The following is a 12706-nucleotide window of genomic DNA, read 5'->3' as shown; positions in this document are numbered from 1 at the left end:
TAAGCGCAAGAGCAGGATCAAGATGGGTTCCGGCTTTCGCCGGAATGACGATGTCTTGGGGCGTGGACCATGGCTTGCGGGTCGCAAGTTTTAAGGGCGGCTACGGGACTTGGTTTGCCGACTGCGAGTGCGGATCGCGATTCGCAGCCAGGCACTGCGCCGTCGGCGGCGCGCCCGCGGCTCAGCCCGACAAGGTCCAGGCGAACACGAAGTAGTGGCGGTCGGTCTCGACCAGCGCCGCCACGTCGTTGAACTGCTGGTACATGCGCAGGCCGCGGCGCCAGCCTTCGGGCTCGCGCACGAACGCGGGCAGCGGCGCGCGCAGCATCGCCGCGTACTCGCCGACGATGCGCGCGAACACCGCACGATCGATCGGTTGGCACAGCGCGGCCTCGATGTAGCGGATTTCGCCCGGATGCGCCTGGGCGCCGTCGATGCGCGCGCCGAAGCGTTCGCCGGCGCGCTGCGCGGCGATCCAGAAATGCAACGGTTCGGCGAACTTCGCGCGTTCGCCGCGGACCACGCCGATGGCCTGGCCCGAGGCCGGCTGGGAGAAATCGCCGGGGCCGAATTCCACGAGGTCCAGCGCGCCCGCGGGCGCCGGCGGCGCCTGGCGCCAGTGTGCGATCAGATGACTGCGGTCGAACATTGCCTACTGCTCTGGTGACGGCTTGCGTTAGCTGCGCCGGATGATCGCATGCCGGCTCCGGCCAGCGCGACCTGGAGGCAAGGCCACGCTTCAGGTTGTGGCCGCGCGGCGGAAAAAAAGCACAGGCGGTCACGCGGGAAACCGGCGATCGGACCGGAAACGCAAAGTCGGCGCGGCGTCGTAGCTGCGAGGCGGGAACAGGAGATCCGCCGAAGCATGGCGCTGAAGTATCTGGATCCGCGCGTTCGCGGGGATGACGGTAGGTGAGGATGCGGCGAGTCCACCCGTGTCGTTCCCGCGAGGGCGAGGACCCGACTCGGTCGAAGCGCGATGCTGAACTCTTTGGACTTCGACTCAGCGAGATGGCGCGGGCAAGAACGCGGCGCCCCACCTACGTCGTTCCCGCGACAGCGGGAGCCCAGGGCGTCATCGCGATAGGCTTGCTACGTGCATGCTTGCGAAGTGCGCACGCATGCTCGCCCGGACATCGATCCGGCGAACATCGAAAGGATTCCGGCTCTACCGCAACGACGGCGCGGATCCGCGCCGCACCACAACGCCGCTAAGCCACGCCTACCCCATCCGCCGACGCCGCGGCGTTCGCGGCATGAAACGCTGCATGCGCCCGCGCCCCCTGTCGTCGCCCGCGCCGCGGCCTTACTGTCGTTCTCGCCGCCCCGCAGCGGCCGTCTCCGACCGAAGGAAACCGCCATGACAGATTCGACCGTCCCCACCGTCCACGCCCGCGGCGAAGCCGCACCCTATGCGGTCAGCTTCGTCGACGACGGCGAGCACCGCTGGCAGGCCGACGAACCGGCCGAAGTCGGCGGCGGCGACCGCGCACCCTCGCCCGAGCGCCTGCTGCTGTCGAGCCTGGGCGCCTGCACCGCGATCACCGTGCGCATGTACGCCGAACGCAAGCAGTGGCCGCTGGCGCAGGTGGAAGTGACGCTGCGCTTCAATCCCGCCGGCAAGCCCGCCGCCGGCACCGACATCGAACGCCATATCGTCCTGCGCGGCGAACTCAGCGAAGAACAGCGCGAGCGTTTGTTGCAGATCGCCAACGCCTGCCCGATCCACAAGGTGCTGAGCGGCGAGGTGCGCATCGCCACTGCGCTGGCGGCCGACGCGCAGGCGTGAGCCGCGGCTGACGCGGCGCGGGCCCGCGCTGGAAGGCGGGAGCGATCAGCCCCGATGGCGTTCGAGGACCGGCCCGCGGCCGCGCCCTCGCCCGCTCAGCGGCACTGGTACTCGTCGGCCGAGTAGTCGCTTTCGATGCCGCGGTCGTCGGCGCTGCCGTCCTGGGCGTCGACCACCCGGCGGAAGATCACGTAAGCCACCGCGTGGGTGCCGGCGACGCAGGGGCGCGGCAGGTCGTTGGGAGCGTAGAAGTTCTCGCTCGCCGACACGCCCTGGCCGTTGAGGGCATAACCGGCGAAACGGCACGAGGACGGGTACTGGTAGCCCAGCACGCACACGCCGGTGGCTTCGACCGCGTCGGCCGCCGCCATCGCCGCGTTGAAGTTGGCGGCCCAGCCGGTACCCGGGTCGGCGATGCAATCGCCCGAGGCCAGCGGCGTGGCGCCGCTCTGGCAACCGTTGGAGCCGTTGCCGCCGAGCGGACCTTCGCTGAAGTACTGGTAGCGCCCGCTGTGGACCCAATCGGCCGCGGCTGCCGGCAACGCCGCGCCGGCCAGCGCCAGGCCCCACAACGCCGCGATCGCCGCGACCCGACCCGACTTGCGCATGTTCATCCTTGCCGCTCCTGTCGTATGAATGCGCGGCGAGGCATCGCCGGCGCAAGCGGCGCGAGGATAACGCAGGCATGCGAACGGCAGATTGCAGTTTCGGGCCGTCCGCTCATCTTCCGATCGGCTTCGCCGCGGCGGCCCGACGCCGCGCACACTCGCGACGCGCGCGGTGCACGGCCGCCGCGCGAGCGCATTCAGTCTTCGTCGCGCAGGCGCTCGCCGGGCAGCAGCGGCAGCCGGCCGCCGTCGAGCGCGCCGCGGCTGAAGCGGCCGTCCTCGACCAGCAGGATCTCGCCGCTCTCGCCGTTCTTGAGCCCGCTGTCCACGCCGATCACCCGGCCATCGAAATAACTGGCGATGTGGTGGTGGGTGGTGTGGCCGACGACGATGCGCGAGACGCCGAGCCGGGCCGCGATCGCATCGACCTGCTCGCGTTGCAGCGCGGGGTCGGTGAAATAGCCGCGGTACCAGATCGGGCTGGTCTTGCCGTTGTACAGCGGCGACAACCGCGGATCGTCCTGCCACACCGCCTTGGGCGTGCCGAGCGAGGCGCGGTAGAGGGCGTTGCCGCGCTCGATGTCGCCGTCGCCGGCGAGGTAGTCGGGCGAGATGCCGCCGTGCACGAACAGCAGGCCGCCGACCCGGGCGATGGCCGGGCGGGTGCGCAGCCATTGGCCGAGCACGCTGTCGGGCCCGTACAGCTGCGGGTACGTCTCGCCCAGCGCCGCGGCGCTGCGTTGGTAACCGGGATTGACGTAGCGCAGGTCGCCGCCGAGCGCCATCGCCTCGTGGTTGCCGATCAGGTAGTGCACGCCGCCGCCGGCCTCGCGCGCCTGCTGTTCCAGCGAATACAGCAACCACAGCGCCTGGTTGACCTTGGGGCCGCGGTCGAACACGTCGCCGACCACGACCAGATGGCCGCGGCCGTAGCGCCAGCGCAGATCGCGGCCGACGATGCCGTGTGCCTGCAGCAGCCGCACCAGCAAGTCGTACTGGCCGTGCACGTCCGACAGCGCCGCGATCCGCGCCGCCGCGGCGTCCGCCGCATCGGCCGGTGGCTGCGCCGGCGCGCGCACCAGGATCGGCCGCTCGAAACCGCAGCGCGGCGGCACCCGCACCGGCCAGCGCGCGGCGGGGTAGCGCGCGGCCGGGTAGCGGCGCTCGAGCACTTTGCCGGCGCAGACCCAGCGGGCGATGAGTTCGCCGTCGCCGTAGCGGATATAGGGGCCGTCGTCGAACGCGGCTTCGGCCGCGGGCGGCGGCGGCGCAGCGGCGGCCGGCGTGGCGGCGAAGGCGCTGCCCAGGCATGCGGCGTACAGGGCCAGACCCAGGCTCCAGGGGCGCAAGGCGAATGCGTTCAAGGCGGCTCCCGAAGCTCGACGGATGACGGGGGAGCTTGGCGCTTGCGTAAGGCGCGGGCAAGCGGCGGGGTTTGCGGCGGGTGGCGGGATGCGCGGGGTGGTGATGGGTTCCGCGGTTCGGACGTGGGTTGCGGGGCTGGGTAAAGCGAAAGCAACGTCAAAATGGGTTCCGGCTTTCGCCGGAATGACGGGAGGTGGAGGCGAAATTTCCACCTCGGCAATGAAGTGGAGGCAAAACCCCCACCCCGTCATTCCGGCGAAAGCCGGAACCCATTTTGACCTTGCCTTCGCCTTCGCTCTTTATCGCCCAGCCCCCAAAAAAACGGGGCTCCGAAGAGCCCCGTCCGGGTCGAACTCAGGATCGCAGCCGCCGGCCGACGCCGGCGCGCGCGATCACGGCCACTTGAGGTTCAGCGACACGCCGACCACGCGCGGCTCGTTGTACACCGCCGCCATGTAGTTCTCGATCACGCCCTTGAGGTTCTTCTCGTTGGTGATGTTGCGCGCGAACAGCGCCACTTCGTAGGCGCCGTAACCGCCGGTGTAGCCGACCTGCAGGCCGCCCTCGAAATTGCCGCGCGAGTTGAACTCCTTGGAGTCGTACAGCACGAAGCTGGTGTAGCCCTGCTTGTTCCAGTCGGTGGCGACGAAGAACGCGCCGGCGTCGCTGACCGGGATGTCGTAACGCGCGCCGAGGCTGAGGTTGTACTTGGGCGCGTTCGGCAGCGGGTTGCCGTCGATCTGGGCGAACACGTTGGAGCCGATCTTGATGGTCGGATCGTTGACCGTGCACACCACCTGGCCGTTGAGGCCGCAGACCTGGGCGTAGACGCGCTTGTCCTGGATCTCGCTGTGCAGCCAGCTGGCGCCGGCGGTGATCGACAGGTTCGGGATCGGGCGCCAGTCCAGGTCGGCTTCGACGCCGTAGGCGCGGGCCTTGTCGGCGTTGAACAGCACGCCGTTGCCGTTGGAGTCGTTGCCGTTGAGCTGGATGTCGTCGACGGTGTAGGTGAACGCGGCGGCGTTCAGGCGCAGGCGGTTGTCGAACAGGCTCGACTTCACGCCGGCTTCCCACGACAGGATGGTTTCCGAGTCGGCGGTGGTGAAGTCGGCGTTGAACACCGCCGAGCGGCCCTGGATGGTCGGGCCGCGGAACCCGCGGGCGACGCGGCCGTAGACGCTGACCTGCGGGGTGATCTCGTACATCGCGCTGAGGTCCCAGCTCGGCGTGGTGTCGGCCATCTCCACGTCGCGGCGGCCCTTGTAGGTGGACACGCCGGCGACGGTGTCGGCGGTCTTGAGCAGGCGCGTGCGCTTGCTGTCGCGGGTTTCGCGCACGCCGGCGGTGACGGTGAACTTGTCGCCGAACTTGTAGCTCAGCTGGCCGAACGCGGCCCACGAGGTGTTGCTGTTGCGCAGGCGCACCCAGTTGTTGGGGTTGCGCGCGTTGCCGCTGAGGAACCAGGCGCGCTGGTAGAAGTCGGTGGTGTCGCGGCCGTCGAAGTAGAACGCGCCGAGCTGCCACTGCAGCGCGGCCTCGCTCTCGCTGGCCAGGCGGATTTCCTGGGTCAGCTGGTCGAGGTCGCGGACCTGGCCCATCGACTGGCCGTAGCCGTTGGGCTGGCCGTTGAACGGATAGTCGGCCGCGGCGCCGCCGTCGGTGTCACCGCGGCTGTAGCCGGAGGTGGTCTCGTAGGCGCTGATCGAGGTCAGCGACATTTCGTTGAAGCGCCAGGTGGCCTTCACCGAGCCGCCGTAGGTCTTGTAGGCCTGCGGGTTGTCGCCGGCTTCGTCGTAGGCGACCTTGTCGCGCGCGCCGAACACTTCGTTGGAGCCCTTGCGCAGCGCGTTGCGCAGGAACAGGGTCGAGGTGCCGTCGTAATCGCGGGCGTGGGCCGAGGCCAGCAACGAGAAGTTCTCGCTCGGCTCGAGCAGGAACTGCACGCGCAGGTTGCGGTCGTCGTAGCCGCCCATCGCGTCGTTCTTCGGCGACACCGTGCCGTCGGCGCTGGCGCCCGTGTAGGTGTTGTCGACCCAGTCGTCGCGGTGCTGGTACAGGGCCGAGACGCGGAACGACAGCACGTCGTTGATCGGGCCGCCGACGCCGCCGTCGAGCGAGACGGTGTTGTAGCTGCCGTAGCTGGCGCTGAGGCGGCCGGAGTAGTCCTGGCTCGGCTTGATGCTGTCGAACTTGACGATGCCGGCGGTGGTGTTGCGGCCGAACAGCGAGCCCTGCGGGCCGCGCAGCACTTCGACCTGGTCGACGTCGAACACCGGGTTGGACTTGAGCACGACGTGCTCGAGCACGACGTCGTCCTGGATGATCGACACCGGCTGCGACGCGCCGAGGTAGAAGTCGATGTTGCCCAGGCCGCGGATGTAGAAGCGCGGGAAGATGCGGCCGGTGGTGGTCTCGGCGTAGAAGCTGGGGACCTTGCCAGACAGCGCCAGCAGGGTGTCGTCGCCGCCGGCGGTGAAGGCGCGCATCGCGTCGCCCTGGACCACGCCGACCGAGACCGGCACGTCCTGCAGGTTCTGCTCGCGGCGCTCGGCGGTGACGGTGATGGCGTCGAGCTGGGTGGCGTTGGCGTCCGCGGCGCGCGCCGGCGGGGCGTCGGCCTCCGCCGCCTGCTGCGCGGCGGCCGGCAGCGCGGCGCCGAGCAGCAGCAGGCTGGCGACGGCGCTGGCCAGCGCGGTCTTGCGCGCGAGCGGGCGACGGGAATGGAGATCGGCGACGCGACTGCGCTGCGGCAGGCGTGCGGCGGAAACAACGGACATGGGGGTGGGATCCTTTCGTGGCGCCTGGCTGCGAATGCGTCCGGCTGGCGCGGGGCCGGCAGCGGGGGCGGTATTCTCCGCGCCGCGGCAAGGTATGTCACCTGTGTTTCACGCCAATTTCAGGCCCTGTGCGCGCTGCGGCGCGATCGCCGCGAACGATGGCGACGTGCGGGCAAATGCGGCAAAGCCGCGCCTTCGCCGCCTCCGCCACGGCTGCGCCGTGGAGCGGCTTCAGGCCCGATGCCTTGCGTCGCTATGGGAGGCCTTCAGCCCCGATGCCCTGCGTCCCTGGGAGGGCCTTCAGGCTCGATGCCTTGCATCACCGTGGGAGGGCCTTCAGGCCCGATGCTTTCCGCTCAAATCGCCGCGCCCTCGAACGCGCGCCCTCCGCCGCTCCCCGCGCTTACTCCCCCGGCACCCACCCGCTCTCGCGCAAGAACGCCTTCGCGTCGGGCATTTCCAGTATCCGCGCCAACGCCGCGCGCTTGTCCGCGGCGCGTTCGTAGTAGGCCCGGGCAATGCGGTAGCCGACCCAGTAACCCTGGTCGTAAGGCTCGTCCGATCCCTTGCGGTAATTGAACATCCAGCGGCTGAAGTCGCGGTCGTCCTGTTCGCGCAGGAACGCCTCGCCGACGTCCCGCTCGCGGCCGCGCACGCGCACCGCCAGCCCCGGGTTGGCGACGCCGCCGGCGATCAGCTCGGCGACGAACTCCGCGCCGCCCTCGGTCAGCGACATGCCCAACACGCTCGCGCGCGGGTCGCCGGGTTCCAGGTCCTGGGCTGCGGCGGGCTGCTGGATGTGCGCGTATTCGTGCGCGATCACCCGCACGAAGCGGTCTTCGGGATCGGGGTTCATGAAGTCCGCGGCGCACAGCGCCTCCAGCCCGATGGTCACGCCGGCCGGGTTGGTGATGCCGACCGGCTTGCCGCGGCCGACCACGATCGCCACCGGCGGAAACTTCGACCGCGGATACAGTTCGCCGAGCGTGCGCAGCGACGCCGCCACCCGCCGCTTCACTCGCGGCAGCAGCTTCATGCATTCGCGCGCGTCGCGGTACATCGCCGGGTCGGCCGCCATCTGCGCGGCGATGCGCTCGCCGGTGACCCGCCGCAACTGGGCGAATTGCTTCAGGCTGTCGGTGCCTTGGGCGAGATACTCATCCAGTTGCGCCGCGTCCGGTTTGCCGTCGGTCGCGGCGTAGAGCGCATAGAAGCGGTCGACGTCGTCGGTACGGATGTCGGGCTCGACCATGGGCTCGGCGGCGCTCGCCGCGGCGGCGACGGCGAACCAGGCGGCCAGCACGACGAGACGCAGACGAAGACGGGAACCGGCTGTGGGCGAAGCGAACGGCGGTTTGCGCATGGGCGGACTCGGGCGAGGAAAACGCGGGCAGCGCCGAGTCTGCGCCCGATCGTCGGCCCCGCTCACTGCCGCAAGTCATGACTTTGGGGTGCGTCGCGCGCTCACGGAATCGAGGTGCCGATCCGCTCGAAGTCGAACCCGTCGTCGAAATTGAGCCACACCAGGAACGCGCGCCCGACCAGATTGCGTTCGGGCAGGAAGCCCCAATAGCGGCTGTCCTCGCTGTTGTCGCGATTGTCGCCCATGACGAAGTACTGCCCCGCCGGCACCGTCCACTCGCCTTCTGCGAGCAGCGGCTGCGGCAGGTCGCGGCGCAGCAGCACGCGATGGACATGCCGGCCCAGCGTTTCGCTCAGTTCCTGCGCGCCGGTCGCCTCCGCGCCGCTGCCGTGGCCGGTGTAGACGCCGACAGGCTGGTACGCCACCGCGGCGCCGTTGATGGTCAGCCGCCCGTCGCGGTACTCGACCCGGTCGCCGGGCAGCCCGACCACGCGCTTGATCAGGTTGACGTCGGCGCGCTGCACCGAGTGGAACACCACCACGTCGCCGCGCTCGGGCGCGCCCAGCGGCAGCACCTTGGTGTTGCTGATCGGCAGGCGCAGGCCGTAGACGAACTTGTTGGTCAACACGAAATCGCCGGTCAGCAGGGTCGGCATCATCGAATTCGACGGAATCCGGAACGGCTCGGCGACGAAGCTGCGCAGCACCAGCACCACCAGCAGCACCGGGAAGAACGCCTTGGAGTAATCCACGACCCAGGGCTCTTCGCCTTCGTCGAGCAGGCCCGCGCGCGCGGCGCGGCGCCTGGCCAGCCAGTGCTTGTCGAGCAGCCACACCAGCCCGGTGAAGGCAGTGAGCGAAACCAGCGCGATTTCGAACCAGCGCATCGATTACTCCATGGTGTCGTTGGACTCGGGCATCCTGCCGCCGCCGCGCGCGGCGGTCGGCGCCCTGGCGAGTGTGCGCCGTTCGCGCCGGGCGACGCCTGCCACAAGTCACGGTCGGCGCGACCTCGTACAGGCTCGCGTGCGCCACGCAAAAATCGCGCTGCGGCGGCCATCGGCGCCGGTTTCATTCGCGCACGAAGCCTTCGCTCCAGCCGCCGTCCGAGTCCTGATCCAGCCGACAGGCCTGGATGTAGAAACCGTCGCCGTCGCCGTCGCTCACGATCTCAGCGTATTCGCGGAAACCAGGCTGCCGGCCGAAGCGCTGCGCGGCGCGATGCGCGAGCTGCCGCGAACTGTAGACGCCGAGCAGCTTGGATTCTTCGTCGCCGTCGCAGGCGCGGTACAGATGTTGCAGCACGAACACTTCACTCATGGGATTGCCTCATCGATCGATTGCTGCGGCGCGGTTCGCGGCCGTTGTCGCCAATGACGATGTGGCGCGGGCGTATCGCGATCACAGTTTCCCGCCGCTTCGGCGCGAACGCACTGTAAGTTTTCTTGCCGCGCCGCACCAATTATGGACAAACGCTTTCGACCTGCGCGAGGATGCGGACGCGGCGTTTTCCCGGATCGGACGATGCGTCCGCAACCGCGCGAAAGCGCCGCGATGCTCAAGGAAGTCGCAGACCGATGTCCGGCAAGGAAGCGCTGTGTGCGTGTTGGACAGCCTCCGTCCGCCGGGCTTTTCCGATACCACAACCGAAGGAGTGGCGACATGCAAAACGACGACCATGTGTCCGACTGGCTCAACGGCGCGGACAGCGTCGACGGCCTCAGCAATCCCGCCGGCCCGCTGTACATCGAAGGCGCCGCGGCGACCGAGGACGCGCTGACGTCCCCGAACGAAGCCAATATGTTCTCGACCCGCACCGCGATCACCTGCATCGGCGCCGCCTGCTGCTTCTGCGCCTGAGTTTCTCCGCGACAACGGCGCGCAGCCGAGCCTGGCTGCGCGCCGCCCGGCAATCCCGGGCCCTCGCGCCGGCGCGGCGCGGGCGCTCCCGCTCATGGACGACACGATGACCGATGCAGGCTCCGCTGGCGGCTTCGCGCCGATCGTCGAACATTTCTGCGCCGCCGCGCGCGCGCGGCTCGCCGCGACCCTGGCGCAGCTGTCGCCGGCCATCGACGGCGAAGAGGCCGCGCGCATCCACGCCGCCGCGGTCGAGGCGCTGCACGGCAACGCGCGCCTCAAGCTCAACCGCGTGCTGCTGCTGGAGTTGTATGCGGCCAAGAGCGCCGGCGAACTCGGCGACGGCGACGATGCCGCGCGTTTCGAGCGGTTCGTCGACCGCTGCCGGCACGACGACTTCGGCCGCCACCTCGACCGCCGCTACCCGAACCTGCGCGCGCGGCTGACGCGGGTGCTGGACGAACAATGCGGCGGAACGGCGACCTTGATCGGGCGCCTGGCGCGCGACCGCGAATCGCTGGCGGCGCTGTTCGGCCGCCCCGCCGGACGGCTGACCGGAATCTCGCTCGGCCTGGGCGATCTGCACGCGCACGGGCAAGCGGTGGCGCGGCTGTCGTTCGAAGGCGGCCAGGTCATGTACAAGCCGCGTTCGCTGCGCATCGACGCGGCGCTCGACGGGTTTCTCGAACGCCTGTTCCCGTCCGACCCGCAACGCATCCGCGTGCCCGCGGTGATCGACCGCGGCGACTACGGCTGGGCCGCGCACGTCGCCCACCGCTATTGCGACGGCGACGACGAACTGCGCCGTTTCTACCGCGGCCTGGGCGAGTGGCTAGCGGTGCTGCGCCTGCTCGGCGGCACCGACATCCATCTGGAAAACCTGATCGCCGTCGGTCCGACGCCGGTGGTGGTCGACGTCGAAAGCCTGTTCGCGTCGGCCCACGGCACGGCGCCGTCGGGATACGGCGACGCACACGACCTCGCGCGCGAGTTGATCCGCACCTCGGTGCTGCGCACCGGCATCGTGCCTTCGCGCGCGCCGACGCTCGGCTTCGACAAGGTCGACCTGTCCGCCGCCGGCGCCCTGCCCGGCGAGCAGCCGCGCGTGCTGGCGCCGGTGATCGCGCGCGAGGGCACCACCGACGCGCACCTGGAAATCATCAGCGTCGACGTCAGTCCGGCGCAGAACCACCCGAGCCCGCGGCCGGAGCTGTCGCGCTACTGGGACGGCATCAGCGACGCGTTCCTGGAAACCAGCGCGCGCCTGCGCGAACTCGACGCGCAAGCGGCGCTCGCGCCGCTCATGCGCGGATTCGTCGGCTGCGGCGTGCGCGACATCCGCCGCGCCACCAAGGCCTACTTCGAGATCGGCCGCATGCTCTGGCATCCGGCGTCGCTGCACGACCAAGCCAAGGCGGTCGAGCGCGCCCGCGACCTGTTCGTGCGCAACGCCGCGGTCATGCCCGCCGCGCCGTCGTCGATGCACGAGATCGACCGCGAAATCGACGACCTGCTGCACGCCGACATCCCGGTATTCGCCTCCGCGCTGACGCCTGAGCGGGTCGATGCGGCGCTCGGCAGCTGGCGCGCTATGCGCGTGGATCTGGAAGAAATGACGATCCGCAGCGCGCTGGTGGTGACCGAGCTGAACCATCGCGCCAACGCGTCCGCGAACGCGCCGCCGGACGACGGGCAGCCGCGCTACGGCGCGCGCCGGCCGCACGCCGAAGACCTCGAACCGCGCCGACGCACGCTGGCCGCGCAGGCGGTCCAGCGCTTGTTGGGCCTGGCGGTGTACGGCGAGGACCGCTCCGCGACCTGGATCACCCCGGGCGCGAGCAGCACCGGCTGGCACGTGCACCCGCTGCAGTCGGACATCTATTCCGGGCTCGGCGGCGTCGCCGTCGCGCTGGCCGGCTACCGCCGCGAGGTCGCGCACGGCCGCGCCGATCCCGTCGCCGGCGTCGAGGAAGCCATCGACGGCGCGCTGCGCGTGCTCGCGCGGATGACCGCCGAACGCCTGGACAGCGCCGGCGGCTTCAGCGGCTACGGCAGCCGCATCTGGTCGTGGCTGCGGCTGCACGATCTGCTGCAACGCCCCGACCTGCTCGAGCACGCGCTCGTCTACGCCGGCAAGCTCGAGGCCGAAGGCTTCGACGCCGACCGCTCGCTCGACCTCATCGACGGCAGCAGCGGCGCGATCGTGCCGCTGCTCGGGCTCGCCGAGCGCAGCGGCGATCCGCGCTGGCTGGAACTGGCGGCGCGCGCGGGCCGGCACCTGGAGGCGACCGCCATCGTCGACGAGCGCGGCGCGCGCTGGTCCGCGGCGGCGTTCGCCGAGCCGGTCGCCGGCTTCGCCCACGGCGCGGCGGGCATCGCCTGGGCGCTGACCCGCCTGACGCTCGCCGGCGCCGGCAGCGCCGCGGACCGCGAACGCTGGAACGCGCTGGCCGCGGCCGGCTTCGCGTTCCAGGACGGCGCGTTCGACGCAGCGGCGGGCAACTGGCGCGAACCCGCCTCCGGCCGCGCCGACATCCACACCTGGTGCGGCGGCAGCGTCGGCATCGGCCTGGCCGCGGCCGATCTCTATGCGCGCACCGCGGCGCCGCGGCATCTGCGCGACCTGCGCCGCGCCGTTGCCGCGTCGCGCGGTCATTGGGGGCTCTCGCACACGCTTTGCCACGGCGACTTCTCGCTGTGGGAGCTGCTGGCCCGCGCCGCGGCGCTCGATCCGGACATGCCGGCGGACGACGGCGCCGACGCGACCGCGCAGATCGTCTCGGCGATGGAAGAGCATCACGGCATGGTCGGCGGCATGACCCGCGAAGCCTTTACTCCCGGCCTGATGACCGGGCTGGCCGGCGCGATCCACGGCCTCGCCGGCATGCACCCGCACGGCCGGTCGATGTCGCCGCTGCTGCTGGAGTGCGGCTGAGGCCGGGCC

At 70.4% G+C, this 12706-nt stretch carries 9 protein-coding genes and 1 pseudogene; 3 read left to right on the top strand and 7 right to left on the bottom strand.

The features are described from left to right. Positions 1–181 precede the first annotated feature (181 nt). Positions 182–649, bottom strand: coding sequence for a hypothetical protein (locus RDV84_RS11025; RefSeq protein WP_078997166.1), 468 nt, complete (start codon positions 647–649; stop codon positions 182–184). Positions 650–1360: 711 nt separating this feature from the next. Here RDV84_RS11025 and RDV84_RS11020 point away from each other — a divergent pair. Further along, a complete protein-coding gene (locus RDV84_RS11020; protein WP_309153441.1) occupies positions 1361–1789 on the top strand; it encodes an OsmC family protein in 429 nt (142 codons plus the stop codon). A gap of 95 nt (positions 1790–1884) precedes the next feature. On the opposite strand, the gene RDV84_RS11015 is transcribed toward RDV84_RS11020, so the two are convergent. The 6 genes and pseudogenes from RDV84_RS11015 to RDV84_RS10990 form a co-directional block, all read right to left on the bottom strand. Beyond that, positions 1885–2403, bottom strand: a complete 519-nt coding sequence (locus tag RDV84_RS11015) for a hypothetical protein (protein ID WP_139381910.1) — start codon at positions 2401–2403, stop codon at positions 1885–1887. A 191-nt stretch (positions 2404–2594) separates the two neighbouring features. Beyond that, entirely contained in the window at positions 2595–3761 is a 1167-nt protein-coding gene (locus RDV84_RS11010; RefSeq protein WP_309153440.1) for a metallophosphoesterase, read from the bottom strand. A 393-nt stretch (positions 3762–4154) separates the two neighbouring features. Further along, positions 4155–6458 (bottom strand): annotated as a pseudogene (locus RDV84_RS11005) (TonB-dependent receptor); the annotation flags it as partial. Positions 6459–6942: 484 nt separating this feature from the next. Next, on the bottom strand, positions 6943–7902 hold the full coding sequence (locus tag RDV84_RS11000) for a DUF2268 domain-containing putative Zn-dependent protease (protein WP_309153439.1): 960 nt from the start codon (positions 7900–7902) through the stop codon (positions 6943–6945). A 101-nt stretch (positions 7903–8003) separates the two neighbouring features. After that, positions 8004–8789 carry a signal peptidase I gene (gene lepB, locus RDV84_RS10995; protein ID WP_057949044.1) on the bottom strand — a complete coding sequence of 262 codons (786 nt, stop codon included), beginning with the start codon at positions 8787–8789 and terminating at the stop codon, positions 8004–8006. 184 nt (positions 8790–8973) lie between these two features. Then, positions 8974–9222, bottom strand: coding sequence for a hypothetical protein (locus RDV84_RS10990; RefSeq protein WP_309153438.1), 249 nt, complete (start codon positions 9220–9222; stop codon positions 8974–8976). Positions 9223–9564: 342 nt separating this feature from the next. On the opposite strand from RDV84_RS10990, the gene RDV84_RS10985 reads away from it, so the two are divergent. Both RDV84_RS10985 and RDV84_RS10980 read left to right on the top strand, forming a co-directional pair. After that, on the top strand, positions 9565–9762 hold the full coding sequence (locus tag RDV84_RS10985; RefSeq protein WP_057949046.1) for a DUF6229 family protein: 198 nt from the start codon (positions 9565–9567) through the stop codon (positions 9760–9762). Between the two features lie 106 nt (positions 9763–9868). Then, a complete protein-coding gene (locus tag RDV84_RS10980; RefSeq protein WP_309153437.1) occupies positions 9869–12697 on the top strand; it encodes a type 2 lanthipeptide synthetase LanM family protein in 2829 nt (942 codons plus the stop codon). The last annotated feature ends 9 nt before the right edge of the window (positions 12698–12706 follow it).

It is taken from the genome of Lysobacter yananisis (genome assembly GCF_031199375.1).
GTDB classification, from domain to species: domain Bacteria; phylum Pseudomonadota; class Gammaproteobacteria; order Xanthomonadales; family Xanthomonadaceae; genus Lysobacter; species Lysobacter yananisis.
The sequence above is the reverse complement of the archived record's forward strand: the minus strand, read 5'-3'. Positions and strand labels throughout refer to the sequence as shown.